Genomic DNA, 16492 nt, shown 5'->3' on the forward strand with positions numbered 1-16492 from the left:
GCGTGCTGGGCGCAACCGAGCTGGGCCAGCACCGCCTCGATCTCGCCGAGTTCGATGCGCAGGCCGCGCAGCTTGACCTGATGGTCGACGCGGCCGAGATATTCGACCTGGCCGTCCGCGCGCCAGCGCGCCAGATCGCCGGTGCGGTACAGGCGCGAGCCGTCGGCCGCATGCGGGTCGGCGACGAAGCGTTCGGCGGTGAGCGCCGGATTGCACAGATAACCACGGGCAAGGCCCACGCCGGCCAGGTACAGCTCGCCGGCGACGCCGATCGGCACCGGGCGCAGCGCGGCATCGAGCACGTACAGGCGGGTGTTCCAGATCGGCGCGCCGATCGGCACCTGGGCGCCGGTCTCGTCGTCGCGGCAAGCCCAGGCGCTGACGTCGACCGCGGCTTCGGTCGGTCCGTAGAGGTTGTGCAGCGGCCGCGCCAGCTGCTCGCGCACGCGATTGCGCAATTCGCCCGACAAAGCTTCGCCGCTGCACAGGACGCGGCGCAGGCTGGCGCACAGGGCCGCGCCGTCGGTGCCGCGCATGCTCAACTCGGACAGGAACACGTCGAGCATCGACGGCACGAAGTGCAGGGTGGTGATCGATTCGCGTTCGATCAGTTCGGCCAGGTAGGCCGGGTCGCGATGGCCGTCGGGACGGGCGACCACCAGACGCGCGCCTTCCAGCAGCGGCCAGAAGAACTCCCACACCGACACGTCGAAGCTCGACGGGGTCTTCTGCAGCACCGCGTCGTCGCCGCGCAAGCCGTACTCGGCTTGCATCCAGGCCAGGCGGTTGACGATGCCGCGGTGCGAATTGATCACGCCCTTGGGGCGTCCGGTCGAGCCGGAGGTGTAAATCACGTAGGCCGGGTGGTCGAGCTCGAGCGGACGGACGCGTTCGGCATCGGTCGGGGCGCGGTCGCTGGCCTGGGCCAGGGCGGCGAGCAGCCCGGCATCGTCGAGCGACAGCAACGTGGCCTGCGCCGGCAGTTTGGCGGCGACGTCCGAGCGCGTCAGTACGCGCACCGGCGCGGCGTGGTCGATCATGTAGGCCAAGCGCTCGGCCGGATAATCGGTATCCAGCGGCAAATAGGCCGCGCCGGTCTTGCTGACCGCGTACAGGGCGACGATCAGTTCGAACGAACGCGGCAGGGCCACGCCGACGATGCTCTCCGGGCCGATGCCGTCGGCGATCAGGCGGTGGGCGAGGCGGTTGGCGCGGGCATCGAGTTCGGCATAGCTCAGGCGCTCGCCTTCGAACACCACGGCGACGGCATCGGGCGTGCGCGCGACTTGTCGTTCGAATAGGGTCGGCAGCGGCAGTGCCGGGAAGGCATGGGCGGTGTCGTTCCACTGCTGCAGGACTTGCCGGCGTTCCTCGCTCGGCAACAGCTCGATGGCGCCGACCCGCGCCTGCGGATCGCCGGCCAGCGCGTCGAGCGCGAGCAGGCAGCGCGAGGCGATGCGGTCGATCTCGGCCGCGTCGAACACATCGGGGCGGTAACTCAGCTTGAGCGCGAGTTCGCGCCCGGGCACGGCGACCAGGCCGAGCGGGTAGTGCGAGGCATCGCCGCCGCGGTGGCCGTGGAAACGCGCGCTCAGTTGCGGGCCGACTTCGAGTGTGCCGGTGGCGTCGGCGCCGATCGGGAAGTTCTCGAACACCACCAGGGTGTCGAACAGTTCGGTATGCCCGGCCGATTGCTGGATCTGCGTCAGGCTGAGGTGTTGGTGATCGAGCAGCGCCGATTGCTCCTGTTGCAGGCGCTGCAACAAGGCGCCGACGGTTTCGTCGCGCTGCAACCGCAGGCGCAGCGGCAAGGTATTGATGAACAGACCGATCATGTCCTCGATGCCGGCCAGCTCGGGCGGGCGTCCGGACACGGTGGCGCCGAACACCACGTCGTCGCGGTGGGCGAGCTGCGCCAGTACCAGGCCCCAGGCGGCCTGGACGAAGCTGGCCAGGGTCACGCCGAGCTTGCGCGACTGCGCTTCCAGGCGCGCGGTGAGCGCGGCATCGGCGAGGTAGCGGCGCACTTCCGGTGCGACCGGGGTGGCGGTCGTGGCCGTGGCGACGCGGGTCGGCTCGTCGAAGCCGGTGAACGCCGCGCGCCATGCCTCGCGTGCGCCAGCAGCATCGCGGCCGGCGAGCCAGCGCAGGTAGTCGCGGTACGGCGTGGGCCGCGGCAGCGCGGCTTCGGCGCCGTCGCGATACAGCGCGAACAGCTCGCGCATCAGGATCGGCGAGGACCAGCCGTCGAGCAGCAGATGGTGGCTGGTGAACGCCAGCAGGTGGCGGTCGCGGGCGCAACGCAGCAGGGTGAAGCGCAGCAGCGGCGACTGCGCCGGGTCGAAATGGCGCTGCGCGTCGTCGGCCAGCAGCCGTTCGAGTTCGCTGTCGCGGCGTTCCGCGGTCAACGGGGTCAGGTCGATCACTTCCCACGGCAGCAAGCTGTCGCGCGGGATCAACTGCAAGGGCTGGTCTAGACCGTCGTGGACGAAGGCCGCACGCAGATGCGGATGACGGGCGAGCAGATCGCGTGCGGCGCGTTCCAGGCGATCGCCGTCGAGGGTGCCGTCGAGCTCGAACACCATCTGGGTGAGATAGGCGTCGGGCGCGGAGCGGTCGTACAAGGTGTGGAACAGCAGGCCTTGTTGCAACGGCGACAGCGGCAGCACCTCGGCCAGGGCCTGGCTCGATTCCAGGCGTTCGATCGTGTCCTGATCCAGCGCTACCAGTTCCAGATCCGACGGCGTGAGCCGGCGCAGGTCGCTGCCGGCGGCGTGCTCGGCGATCGCGCGCAGCGCCGCGAACCAATGCTCCGCCAAGGCCTCGACTTCGTCTTGCCGCAGCAGCTCGCCGGCCCAGCTCCAGTTCGCGCACAGTTCCGGGCCGTGTTCGCCCGCCAGGGTCAGGGCATTAAGTTCGAGCGCATGCGCGAGCGGCATCGCCGCATCGCCGCCGCTGCCGAGTGCGAGATCCGGGTCGGCTGCGCTCCACAGGCCATCGGCGTTGGAGTCGAGATCGAAACGGCCCAGATAGTTGAACCCGACCTGCGGCGACGGCCAACCGGCCAAGGCGTAGCGGCCCTCGTCGTCGAGATGACGCAACAGGCCGTAGCCGATGCCGTTGTCCGGCAGCGCACGCAGCTGTTCCTTGATCGACTTGAGCGTGCGTTCCAGCGGCTTGCCGCCGCGCAATGCGGCCTCGGCGCCGCCTTCGGGCAGGCGCAGGCGCAGCGGGAACAGGCTGGTGAACCAGCCGACCGTGCGCGACAGATCGGCGCCGTCGAGCAGGCCGGCTTCGCGGCCGTGGCCTTCCAGGTCGAACAGCACCGAAGCGTCGTCGCGGTTGCCGTGGTCCGCACCGCGCCAGGCCGACAGGGCCAGCGCGAATGCGCTCAGCAGGACGTCGTTGATGCGGCCCTGGATCAGCTCGGGCGCGCGGGTCAGCAGCAGACGTGTGCTGTCGCTCTCCAGGCGCAGACTCAGGCTGCGCTGGCTGGCCAGGGTGTCGCGTTGCGGGTCGAGCGGACGTGCCGCGACCGCGCCGGCATCGCCGTCGAGCATGGCGCGCCAGAACGGCAGCTCCGCGCGCCGCTGTGCGGCGAGCTGCGGCAAGGCCAGGGCCCATTGACGCAACGAGGTCGGCACCGGCGGCAACTGCACGGGAGCCGTCTCGGCGCAGGCCTCCCAGGCCGCGCGCAGGTCGGGCACCAGGATGCGCCAGGACACGCCGTCGACGGCGAGGTGGTGGATGGTCAAGAGCAGACGCGACTGTTCACCGCCGTCGAACCAGACCGCCTGCAGGATGCGGCCTTCGCGCGGATCGAGCCGGGCCTGCGCGGCCTGGGCCTCGGCTTCGATGAGCCGCTTGCGCGCGGCTGCGTCGAAGCCTTCGATATCGATATCGACCCGTCGCAGCGAATCCCGCGCTTGCACACTGCCGGCGGCGCCGATGTGCAGGGCCCGGCCGGCATCGACGCGCAGACGCAGGGCATCGTGATGATCGATCAGGCTCTGCAGGGCCGCCAGCAAGGGCGCCTCGCGCAGCGCCGGCACGCGCAGCAGCATCGACTGCTGGAACTGCCCGAACGGGCCGTCCTGCTCGAACAGATCGCGCACGATCGGCGTCGCCGGCAGCTCGCCGAGCGGATCGACCGTGGGCAATCCCGGGGCCGTGGCCGGATCGAGCGCGGTCGCGACCGCCGCCAGCGAACGCACGCTCTGGTGCTGGAACACGTCGCGGGCGCTGAGGCGCAGGCCGGCCTGACGGGCGCGGCCCACCAACTGGATCGAACTGATGCTGTCGCCGCCGAGGGCGAAGAAGCCGTCGTCGACGCCGACCTCGGCCAGGCCCAGTACCTGCGCGAACAAGCCCGCGAGCAAACGTTCCTGCGCCGATTCCGGCGCCGCGCCGCGCACCGCCTCGACGCTCGGCGCCGGCAGGGCGCGCCGATCGAGTTTGCCGTTGCGGGTCAGCGGCAGGGCATCCAGCGCGACCAGCGCGGCCGGGCGCAGATAATCGGGCAGGCGTTCGCCCAGTTGCCGCAGTACGGCCCGGGTGTCGATGGCGTCGCCGACCACGTAGGCGACCAGGCGTTTGTGGCCGGGACGGTCCTCGCGCGCGATCACCGCATTCTCGGCGTAACCGAGCGCAGCGAGCGCGGCCTGCACTTCGCCGAGTTCGATGCGGAAGCCGCGGATCTTGACCTGATCGTCGAGGCGGCCGAGTACTTCCAGGCGGCCATCGCGGCGGCGGCGTGCGCGGTCGCCGCTGCGATACATGCGTTCGCCGGCCTGGAAGGGGTCGGCGACGAAGCGTTCGGCAGTCAACCCGGGACGCTCCCGATAGCCGCGCGCCAGGCCGGGGCCGGCCAGGTACAGCTCGCCGGCTACGCCCTCGGGCACCGGTTGCAGCCAAGCGTCGAGCACGTAGGCACGGGTGTTCCAGATCGCACGGCCGACCGAGGGCGAGACCTCGTCGCGAGCGATCGCGGTGAAAGCGGCATCGACGCCGTACTCGGTCGGGCCGTAGGCGTTGTAACCGCGCACGTCATCGCGCTCGGCGAGCGCCTGCCATTGCGCCGGGGCGAGGGCTTCGCCGCCGAGGATCACGCTGCGCGGATGCCAATGCGCGGCATCGAGCAGGCCGCGCTGGCGCAGTTGCTCGAAGTGCGACGGAGTCAGGTCGACCGCATGGATGCGGCGCTCGCGCAGGCGTGCGATCAACAGCTCACCGTCGCGACGGGTGTCGTCGTCGATCAGTTCGAGTTGATGGCCGGCGCACAGCCACAGCAGGCCTTCGACGGCGGTGTCGAAAGCGAAGGTCGCGGTCAGGGCGAAACGCACTCGCGTGGTGTCGTTGTCGCCGGCGACGGCGGCGTACAGGGTGGCGCGTTGGTGCTGGAACAGATGCGACAGCGCGGCGTGAGCGACCAGCACGCCCTTGGGCTTGCCGGTCGAGCCCGAGGTGTAGATCAGATAGGCCGGGTGCTGCGGGTGCAGCGGCCGCACTCGTTCGAGATCGGTCGGTGCCTGTGTGGGCATGGACTGCAGGCGCGCCTCGAGTGCAGGCTCGTCGAGCACCAGCAACGGCAGATCGCTGCCGAGGCGCTCGGCGACGTCGGCATGGGCGAGCACGCGCGTCGGCGCGGCGTCGGCCAGCATCTCGGCCTGGCGCGGGCCGAGTTGTTCGATATCGAGCGGTAAATAAGCGGCGCCGGCCTTGAGCACGGCCAGCATCGCCACGACGCTGTCGACGGAGCGATTCAAGGCCAGGGCGACGATGTTCTCGGCGCCGACGCCTTCGCCGATCAGCAGGTGGGCGAGGCGGTTCGCGCGCGCTTCCAGCACGGCGTAGTCGAGTTCGCAGTCGCCGCAGACCAGCGCGGTCGCCTCGGGCGTGGCTGCGGCTTGGCGCTCGAACCACAGCGGCAGGGCGCTGGCTTCCACTTCGACCGATTCGCCGCGCGAGGCGTCGAGCAAACGCTGCCGTTGCGCAGCGTCGAACAGGCCGGCGTCGCCGATGCGTCGCCGCGGGTCGGCGGCCATCGCCGCGAGTACCTGGATCAGGGCGTCGCCGATCGAGCGGGCGGTGGCCTCGTCGAACAGATCGGTCGCGTATTCGAGCAGCCCGCTCAGGCGCGAGGCGCCGTCGCCGGCAGAATGCTCGGTGAAATCGAAGCTGAGGTCGAATTTGGCGACCGGCGCATCGAAGGCCAGCAGTTCGCTGCGCAGGCCGGGCAGGGCCGGCAACACGGGTGCGGCCGTTTGCAGCGACAGCATTATCTGGAACAAAGGGTGTCGGCCGAGGCTGCGGACCGGGTTGAGCGCGTCCACAAGCTGCTCGAACGGCAGGTCCTGCTGCGCATAGGCCGCCAGGTCGAAGCGGCGCACGCGTTCGATCAGCTCGGCGAAACTCGGGTTGCCGGAGGTGTCGGTGCGCAGCACCAGGGTGTTGACGAACATGCCGACCAAGCGCTCCAGTGCCGGGTCGTCGCGGCCGATCGCCGGGGTGCCGATGGCGATGTCGGTGCCTGCGCCGAGCCGGCTCAGGGTCGCGGCCAGCGCGCTCTGCAACAGCATGAACAGACTGACGCCGTGGCGCCGCGCTAAGGCCTGCAGGGCCGCATAGGTTTCGCCATCGATGGCGAAACGCAGGCTGTGGCCGCGATGGCTCGGTGTCTGCGACGGTTGCCGGTCGGTCGGCAGTTCGATGCGTTCCGGCAGTTCGGCCAGGGCTTCGCTCCAGTGGGCGAGTTGGCGCGCGGCCAGGCTCGCGGCATCGCCGACCTCGCCGAGCAGATGGCGCTGCCAGAGGCTGTAATCGGCGTATTGCACCGACAGCGGCGCCCACTCGGGGACGCGGCCCTCGCAACGGGCGCTATAGGCCTGGGCGAGGTCGTCGGCCAGCGGCGCCAGCGAAGCGCCGTCGGCGGCGATGTGATGCATCAGCAACAACAAGGCCTGACGTTGCGGCCCCAACTGGAACAGGCTCGCGCGCAAGGGAATCTCGCGGCTCAGATCGAAGCCGTGACTCGCGGCGCGGGCCAGCGCCTCGTCGAGCCCGGCCTCGTCGCTGTCGACGACCTCGAACGGCGCCTCGGCCGCATCCAGTACCCGCTGCTGCGGCGTGTCGCCGTTCGGGAACACGGTGCGCAGGCTTTCGTGGCGTTCGAGCAGGTCGGCGACCGCCAGGCGCAGCGCTTCGCGGTCGAGTTCGCCGTCCAGGCGCAGGGCCAACGGGATGTTGTAGGTCGGGCTCGGGCCCTCGATCTGGTGCAGGAACCACAGGCGCTGCTGGGCGAACGACAGCGGCAACCGCAGCGGACGCGTGCGCCGGGTCAGTGCCGGCCGCGCCGGCGTGCCTTCGTTCAAGCGTCGGGCCAAGGCTTCGACCGTCGGCGCCTCGAACACCGTGCGCAGGCTGAGCTCGACACCGAGCTCGGCACGGACCCGGCCGATCAGCCGGGTCGCGAGCAACGAGTGCCCGCCGAGGGCGAAGAATTGTTCGTCGATGCCGACCCGCTCCAGCCCCAGGACATCGGCGAACAAGGCGCACAGCCTGCGCTCGCGTTCGTCGCGCGGCTCGCGATGGCTGCGTTCGGCTATTTCGGGAGCCGGCAGGGCCTCGCGATCGAGTTTGCCGTTGCCGGTCAGCGGCAGCGCCGGTACGGCGACGAAAGCGCTCGGCAGCATGTACTCGGGCAAACGCCCGCCCAACTCGTCGCGCAGCGCCGCGCCGTCGACGGCGTCGGCGACCACATAGGCGACCAGTTGCGGTTGGCCGGGCCGGTCTTCGCGCAGGATCACCGCGTTCTGCGCGTGGCCGGCGCGGGCGAGCGCCGTTTCGATTTCGCCGAGCTCGATGCGGAAACCGCGCAGCTTGATCTGCTGGTCGGCGCGGCCCAGGTAATCGATCCGGCCGTCGCCGCGCCAACGCACGCGGTCGCCGGAGCGGTACATGCGAGCGCCGTGCTCGAAGGGATTGGCGACGAAACGCTCGGCGCTCAGCGCGGGACGACGCAGATAACCGCGCGCCACGCCGCTGCCGGCGATGTACAGCTCGCCGGGCACGCCGACCGGCACCGGCCGCAGCGCGGCGTCGAGCACGTAGACGCGCATATTGTCGAGCGGCGCGCCGATCGGCACGCGTTCGGCATCGCTCGCCAACGCCGGCACTTCGCAGGTCAGGGCAAAGGTGGTCGTCTCGGTAGGGCCGTAGCCGTTGACGATGCGCAGCCGCGGATGGCACGCCTGCAAGCGGCGGATCGCATCGGCCGACAGCACGTCGCCGCCGGCCCAGACTTGCCGCAGCGAGGCGAACAGTTGCGGCGCCGACTCGGCGAACTCGTGGAACAAGCCGGCGGTCAGCCACAGGCTGCGCACCCCGAAGCGCTCGATCAGGCGCTGGAAGGCGTCGCCGCCGACGGCCTCGGCCGGCGCGACCACGATGCGTCCGCCGTTCAACAGCGGCACCCACAGCTCGTAGGTAGAGGCGTCGAAGGCGTGGGTCGAATGCAGCAGCACGACCTCGTGGCCCTCGGCGAAACGCCGGTCGCGGGCGAACTCGACGATGTCGCGGTGGCGCACCGCGACGCCCTTGGGCACGCCGGTCGAGCCCGAAGTGAACATCGCATACGCGAGTTGCTCGGCGGGGATCTCGGTCTGGATCAGGCGGCGGTCGACCCGCCCGGCATCGTCGGCGAAATCGAAACGGTCCAGTCGCAGCAGATTCGGATGCGCCAGAGTGCGCGCATCGAGGCTGGCGTCGGCGATCAGCAGGGTCGCGTCGGTCTCGGCCAGTACCTCGGCCAGGCGTTCATCGGGATGTTGTTCGTGCAGCGGCACGTAATACGCGCCGGTCTTGAGCACGGCGAGCACCGCGACGACGAGGTCGGGCGAACGGCGCAGCAACAGGCCGATGCCGCGTTCGGCCACCGCGCCGCGTTGCAGCAACTCGTGGGCGAGGGCGTCGGCGCGGCGGTCGAGTTCTGCATAACTGAGCGCGCCGTGCTCGCCGACCACGGCGATGGCCTCGGGCGTGGCCCGGGCCTGACGCTCGAACGCGGCCGCCACCGATTCGGGCTCGACTTCATACGCGGTGTCGTTCCAGTCCAGCAGCACACGCCGGCGCTCGGCCGCATCGAGCAACTCGATGGCGGCCAGCGGACGCTGCGGATCGGCCGCCGCTGCAGCGACGAAGGCCAGCAGACGCTGCAGATGCGCGGCGATCTCGTCCTCGTCGTAGCTCTCGGCGTTGCCGTCGAAATGCAGCAGGCAACCGGCGCGGCCGATCTGGCCTTCCAGGTTCACCGCGACGTCGTTGACCACGCCGTTGGCCAGCGAATGCAGGATGCCGGTCTGGCCGTCGAAATCGAAGGCGTAGTCGAAGGGGATGATGTTGATGCGCGGGCCGAAGCAACGCTGTTGGCCGCCGTCAGCGAGCGCTTGCAGGATGTCCTTGCCGCGGTAGTTCTGGTGACGCAGGCTGTTGCCGATCTCGCGACCGGTCGCGGTCGCCAGTTCCTGCAGCGTGGTGGTCTTGGCGAACGACAGGCGCAGCGGCAAGACGTTGGCGACAGTGCCGGGAATACCGCGAGCAAGCTTGGAACGGCCGGCGACCGGGAAATCGAACAGCATCTCGTCGCGGCCGGCGATCCGCTGCAGATAGGCGGCGACCGCGGCGGTCATCAACTGCGGCCATTTCACCCCGGTGCGTTGCTCGGCTTCGAACAAGCGGTCGACCAGCGCTTGCGGGATCGGCGCGCTGCGGCGATGGAAGCGGGCCGATGGCCGCGGCGTGCGGCCGTCCAGGCCGACCCGCTCCGGGGCGTCGAGCAGGTAGTCCTGCCAATGCCGCGCGTCCTTGGCGTGACGTTCGGATTGGCGGTAGCGCAGGTCTTCGTCGACCAGTTCCATGACGCTGGCGAGTTCGCCGCTGGCCGGTTCGAGACCTTGGCGCAGGGCGTTGTAGCGTTCGCTGATGCGCGCGGTCGCCAGTGAGTAGCCGTAGCCGTCCATGACGATGTGGTGATAGCGCTGGTACCACTGGTGATGGGCCGGTCCGAGCTTGAACAGGATCTGGTTGAACGGCGTCGCGGCGAGATCGTAGAGCCGGCCGGCGTCGGCGAGCATCCGGGCATGCGCCTCGGCGACCGGGTCGGCATGCATCGACAGGTCGACGATCTGCAGGATCGCCACTCGGCTCTCGCCGAGCCATTGCACCGGCCCGTCGGAGCTCTGCTCGAAACGCAGGCGCAAGGTGTCGGCCTCGGCGGCGAAGGCGTCGATCGCGCGGCTCAGCGCTTCGACATCGAGCGGCCCGCGAATGTCGACGTAACCGCGCGTGTCGTAGTACGCGTTGTCCGGGTCGAACGCCTGCGCGAACCACATTTCCGACTGCGGTGCCGACAGGGGGCGCGGATTTGCCTTGCTCATGAACTCACCGGTGTGCTGAAGATGGAGCGCTGGGGTGTCGTTTCGATCGCTGCGCCGCGCCGGAGGACCGATGCGGCATGGGCCGGCGCCGCGGTGCCGCGGCCCGACTCGCTAGGCTCGAGTCAGTCGGCTTCGAGCAAGGCCGGCTCCGGCGTCCGCTGGAACTGGCGCTCGACCAGGCGGGCGTAATAAGGGTGGGTGGCGATCAGTTCGCCATGGCTGCCGACGCCGGAGATCCGGCCGCTGTCGAGGAAGCAGATGCGGTCGGCGTGCATGACCGTGGACAGGCGATGGGCGACGATGATGTTGGTGCGCCCCTGCATCAGCGACTCCAGGGCCAGCTTGACCTGGTGCTCGGTTTCGCTGTCGAGGTTGGAGGTCGCCTCGTCGAGGATCAGCAGGTCCGGGTCGCGCAGGAACATGCGCGCGATGGCGATGCGCTGGCGCTGGCCGCCGGACAGGTTGTTGCCTTGTTCGATCAGGACGGTGTCGAAGCCCTGCGGCATGCGTTCGATGAAGTCGAGCGCACCGGCGCGCTCGGCGGCCGAGCGCAGGGACTCGGCGGAGAACTCGCCGGCCAGCCCATAGGCGATGTTGTCGCGCACGCTGCCGGGCATGATCGGCGCGTTCTGGGCGACGTAGCCGATGCTGCCGCGCCAGTCGACCAAGGGGAAACCCGAGATCGGCTGGCCGTCGTAGAGGATCTCGCCGCCGCTGGGCTCGTAGAAGCGCTCGATCAGCGACAGGATCGTGGTCTTGCCGCTGCCGCTGGTGCCGACCAGGGCGGTGGTGGTGCCCGGTGCGAACTGCAGGTCGATGCCGTGCAGCACGGTGGTGTCGCGGCCGCTGTAGCCGAAGGAGACGTTGCGGAATTCCAGCATGCCGCCGCTGCGGCGCTCGGCGCGGCCGGGATGCGGTTCTTCCTCGGGCTCGGCGAGGATCGCGCTGATCCGTCCCGACGCGCCCTTCGCCTTCTGCAACTCGGCGGTGAAATTGGTCAGCTGGACCAGCGGGTTGGCGACGTTGAATATGTACAGGATGAAGGCGGTGAGCGTGCCCATGGTGATCTCGCCGGCGGCCACGCGCGAAGCGCCGTAGACCAGGATGACGATGATCGCCAGGGTCATCGCCAGGCTCATCAGCGGTTCGAGCGCGGCGTTGACCCGCGCCACGCGCCAGCCGAGTTGCTTGAGGCCTTCGATCTCTTCTTCGCTGCGCTCGCGCTCGCGCGGTTCGGCGGTGAAGGCCTTGACCAGGCGGATTTCCTGGAACACATGGGTGAGGATGCCGCTGAGCCGCGCGGTGCGGTCCTGGATGCGACGCGACAGGCCGTCGAGCAGGAAGGCGATCGGGATCATCACCACGAAGGCGGCGCCGATCGAGCCGAGCAAGGTCAGGGTGAGGCGCACGTCGAGCAGCAGCAGGACCACGATGGAACCGCCGAGCAGCAGCACGCCGGTCAGCAGATTGATCGCCTGGCGCGTGGTCAGCTCGGAGATCGATTCGCAATCGCGGACCACCCGGCTGACCCGCTCGCCGCTGCTTTCGCTGTCGAAGGACGCGATCGGCAGCCTGAGCAGTTTGTCGACCAGCGATGCGCGCAGGCGCGCGACCAATTGGTAGCCGACCCGCGCCAACAGATAGGCGGAAATCGCACCGACCAGGTTCGCCGCGATCAGGATGCCGGCAAGGATCGCGATGCGGCTCGGGTCGATGCCGCCGTTGCCGAAATCGTCGATCAGTTGCTTGGTCTGGATCGGAAACCAGAGCGTGCCGGCGACCGAGGCCATCGCCGTCAATGCCGCCAGCGACAGCAACGCCGCGGACGGTTTGCCGGTGCGGATCAGGCGCCACAGATCGCTGTAGGAACTGCTCATGCGAACTCCACGAAAGGACTGCGGTGAGGTGACTGCACTGGTTCTATTCGGCTGGGTTTCTTCGCCTGGCCGGACTGCGGCCACAGACCATCGCGCACCGAATCGGCGCGATGAACTCTTGCGGCACGCGCAGAACGCATGCCGGTCGGCACGTTGTGTTGCTACTGGATTTGGATCGGCCGCGGATTCAATGCGAATCGACGCCGCCGCCGCGCTATGGCCTGCGGATCATTCCGGACAGATCATCCCGGACAGGGTTCGGGCACGGTGCCGTTCGACCGGGCCGAGCGCATGGGCGCCTGCGGTGGAAGTCTCCGAATCGATGGGATCGTGGGTAGGACCGATCCCGCGGCGATAGCGCTGGGGTTTTTCAATCGACTTGCTCCGTGTCACGAATAATGTCGTCGCGCATTCCATGCGGCGGAGTGCGGACGGATCGGAATGGAACGGCTCGCTGTTGTTGTTTTTAGTGCGCGAGGCGTTGTTCGACGAAACCTTGGATTGCATCTTGCCCAGACAGTGTTACGTCCTGTTGTCAGGGCGGTCAACGACTCAGCGAGTTTGTCGATCGAAGTAGCGATGCATATCGCATTATCGTTCGTGCATGGTCACAGAATCCGGATCGTGATTGCCGCGTGAATGCCTTTCGGCGGCTTTGTCGAGTATGCGGAAATTGCTTTTTTCCACGGGAAATTAGCCGATTATCGATCCGTGACCGAAGTTCGAAATGACGACGTTGAAAATCGCGGGGTTCGATTGTCGAGAGCCGACGTTCTTCACGCGCTGCGTCTCAGTTTCGGATTGCAAGTGCATGCCGAATCGTTTCGCTGGCGGCAGCGCTAATTCGAATCGCTCTATTTCGGATCGATCTATTTCGGATCGGTCGATGCATCGAAACCATCGCAGTTCGGATCGTCGGCTATCGTGGTGTTGCGCGGCCAGCGATTGGCGAGGCATCGATTTATTCGCCGATGAAGGCTGAGGCGATCTGCTCCAGGGCAACTTTATGGCGACAAGAGCAAATCCCCCAGCCCCCTCTCCAAAGGGGGGTAACCGGGCGAGAGGAGCGGCATGTCGTTCTCGCCGCCTGGATTGGAGCGCGTGGGCGCGTACGCAAGCCGCTCCTTACTAGCAATCGTCCGGTCCAAGCTGCCCGACTGCTCCTGCCTTTGGAGAGGGGGCTTGGGGGGATTTGCTTTGCCGCTTTCTTTGGTCGCCGCTGGCGTGGCGGCGCATCCCGATAGACGCGATCGACGCCCCTCAGAACGTACGCGGCAAGGTCGCCCAGAAGCAGGTCACGGCATCGCCCTCGATGCGCACGCCGCTCGGCTCGCCGCGTTCGACCCGTACCGTCACGTCCATCTGCCCGGCGCGGCCGTTGCCTGCCTGTTGGCGTGCGCGGAACCGGGCGACGCCGTCGCGGGCCTCGAGCAAACCGTGCTTGACCAGATAGGCGCCGAGCGGGCCGTTGGCATTGCCGGTGACCGGGTCTTCGGCGATGCCGATCGCCGGCGCGAACATGCGGCCGTGGGTCAGGGCGTCGTCGCCGTCTTCGCGGTCGAGGCTGAAGACGAAGAAACCCTTGGCGCCGACCTTGGGGCCGAGCGCGATCAACTGCGCGGCATCCGGTACCAGTGCCTGCAGCTGCCGACGCTCGCGCAGACCGATCAGCAACTTGCCGTGGCCGGTCGAGACGAACTGCACCGGACAGCGCGGGTCGAGGGCACGCGCGTCGGCGCCGAGCGCGACCGCGACTTCGGCGGCGAGCGCGCGCGACAGCTTCGGCTCGAAGCTCGGCCGGTTCTGTTCGATGGCGATGCGAAAGCTGTCGTCGCTGCGCAGGGTCTCGATGACCTGGATGCCGGCGCCGGTCAGCTGGCGACACGGCTTCGCCGGCAGGCCGCGTTCGAGGGCGAGGACGAAATGGGCGGCGACGGTGGCATGGCCGCAGACCGGCACTTCGGTGGTCGGGGTGAAGAAGCGCACACGCACGTCGTGGTCGGCGGCTTCGGCCGGCAGGATGAAGGCGGTCTCGGAGTTGTTGAGTTCGCGCGCGATCAACTGCATGTGTTCGTCGCTGAGCCCTTCGGCGTTGGCGACCACGCCGGCCGGGTTGCCTTGGTAGCGCTGCCGGGTGAAGGCGTCGATCTGATACACACGCAAGTCGGTCATGGCGGGCTCGGCTCCGGTCGCTAGCCACGCATCCTAAGCGCAGCCTTCGTCCGGCACCACGGCGGCGGACGCATCGCTGCGTTCCAACTCCGCGGCCGCATCCCGGCGCGCGCTCGCGCGTGCGAGCGGCGCTCAGGCCCTGCGATCGGCGTCTACTGCGCCTGCAGGCGTTTGCTGAACACGCTGACGCCGTCGAGCCCGCGCAGGTCCACGGTCAAGGCCAAGCTGTCGGCATCGATATTCACCTCGCCGAAGAACTGGTAGCCGGCGAAGGGCGAGGCGTTCGCCTTAGGGGCGGCGCGTTGGAACACCACCTGCGGGCCGAAGGTGCCGTCCAATCCATTCGGGCCGAACGAGCCGGCATTGAGTGGGCCGGCGACGAATTCCCAGAACGGCGAGAAGTCCTGGAACGCGGCGCGGCCCGGGTCGTAATAGTGCGCCGCGCAGTAGTGGACGTCGGCGGTCAGCCAGACCACGTTGCGCACCTCGCGGATGGCGCGCAGCAGTTCGGCGAATTCGAGTTCGCGCCCGCGCGGCAGGCCGTTGTCGCCGTTGGCCACGGCTTCCCAACGCGCGCGTCCCTGCGCGTCGACGCCGTCGGGCACCAGCAAGCCCAGCGGCATGTCGGCGGCGACGATCTTCCAGGTGGCGCGCGACTGGCGCAGGCCCTGGGCGAGCTCGCGCAACTGGCGCCGGCCGAGGAAGGCGGTGTCGGCGTCCGGCCCGGGCTGCAGGTTGGCGGTGTTGGGGCCGCGATAGCTGCGCATGTCGAGCATGAACACGTCGAGTTGCGGGCCGTAGTGGACCACGTGGTCGATACGCGTGCGTTCGCTGCCGCAGTCCATCCGCAGCGGCGAGTACTCCAGGAAGGCCTGGCGGGCGCGGCGCGCCAGCACCGCGACGTCCTTGACCGTGTAACGGGAGTCGCCGCCGAGGTCTTTCGACGCCGACCAGTTGTTGACGACTTCGTGGTCGTCCCACTGCCACAACTGAGGCACCTGCGCGGCGAAGCGGCGCAAGTTTTCGTCGTGCAGGTTGTAACGGTAGCGGCCGCGGTATTCGTCGAGCGTCTCGGCGACCTTGTGCACGCCTTCGGCGACCAGGTTGCGCCACACGCGGCCGTCCTCGGCCGCGACCTCGGCCTGGATCGGGCCGTCGGCATAGACCGTGTCGCCCGAGTTCAGGAAGAAGTCGGGGTCGCGCAGGCGCATCGCTTCGAAGATGCGCATGCCGCCGAATTCGCGGTTGAGGCCCCAGCCCTGGCCGGCGACGTCGCCGCCCCAAACGAAACGGATCGGGCGCGCATCGGCGCGTCCCTGCGGTGCGCTGCGCAGCCGGCCTTCGGTCCAGGCGCTGCGGATACCGCTGCGCGCATCCTCGAAGGCGACCCGCACGAAACGTTGCGCCGGGCCGTGGCTCAACGGCAGGTCGAGGCGGGCGGTGTAGTCGGAGGCGGCGCTCGCGAGCGGCCCGCGCAGCGAGCGGGCACGGCGGAAACCTTCGTTGTCGGCGACCTCCACCAGCATGCGCGAGGCGCGGTCGCTGCGTGCCCAGACCGTGGCCCGGCGTGCGCCGACGTCGCCGAACTGGATGCCGTAGTCGAGGCGCGGACGCGCCGATTCGGCAGTGAGGATGGCCGGCGCCGCGCCGGCGGGCAGCGCCCAACTGGCGGCGGCAAGCCCAAGGGCATTGCCGGAACGGACGAGGAAACGACGACGATGCGGATCGTTGGCGTGCATGGCGCTGGCTCGGCACGAGGTGGCGCAACCCTAACGCCCGCATATGGCAGGCGTGTGGCGAAGCGCATTAGTGGTCGATGTGCGTGCACGACGCCGTGCTGTTCCGATCAATCGTCTTGAGATGCGTCGCAGAAAGCACACTAAATAAAGCACATTAAACGTGACGTTATGCGACAAATTCTTCGCGGCGCTGTCACACATTGACCCTGCAGAATCCGAGCCCGGAGCACATTGGCAGGGACGTCGACCGCCACATGCCCCTGTTCCCGTC

General features: G+C 68.8%; 5 protein-coding genes (1 of these 5 cut by a window edge). All 5 read right to left on the minus strand.

Annotated features, from left to right (window positions below):
- Positions 1-10433, minus strand: the 5' portion of a protein-coding gene (locus tag GLA29479_RS13060; RefSeq protein ID WP_082638634.1) for a non-ribosomal peptide synthetase. The gene continues 17419 nt to the left of window position 1, outside the view; only the first 10433 of its 27852 coding nucleotides appear in the window; the start codon lies at positions 10431-10433; the stop codon falls past the left edge of the window.
- 122 nt (positions 10434-10555) lie between these two features.
- Positions 10556-12310, minus strand: a complete 1755-nt coding sequence (locus tag GLA29479_RS13065; protein ID WP_057971848.1) for an ABC transporter ATP-binding protein — start codon at positions 12308-12310, stop codon at positions 10556-10558.
- A gap of 228 nt (positions 12311-12538) precedes the next feature.
- Positions 12539-12817 (minus strand): hypothetical protein, encoded by a 279-nt coding sequence (locus tag GLA29479_RS24580; RefSeq protein WP_144436510.1) that lies wholly within the window; start codon positions 12815-12817, stop codon positions 12539-12541.
- Positions 12818-13570: 753 nt separating this feature from the next.
- Positions 13571-14482, minus strand: coding sequence for a PhzF family phenazine biosynthesis isomerase (locus GLA29479_RS13070; protein ID WP_057918028.1), 912 nt, complete (start codon positions 14480-14482; stop codon positions 13571-13573).
- Positions 14483-14634: 152 nt separating this feature from the next.
- Entirely contained in the window at positions 14635-16221 is a 1587-nt protein-coding gene (locus tag GLA29479_RS13075) for an alkaline phosphatase D family protein (protein ID WP_057971849.1), read from the minus strand.
- Between the last annotated feature and the right edge of the window lie 271 nt (positions 16222-16492).

The sequence above is a fragment of the Lysobacter antibioticus genome (genome assembly GCF_001442535.1).
Classification (GTDB): domain Bacteria; phylum Pseudomonadota; class Gammaproteobacteria; order Xanthomonadales; family Xanthomonadaceae; genus Lysobacter; species Lysobacter antibioticus.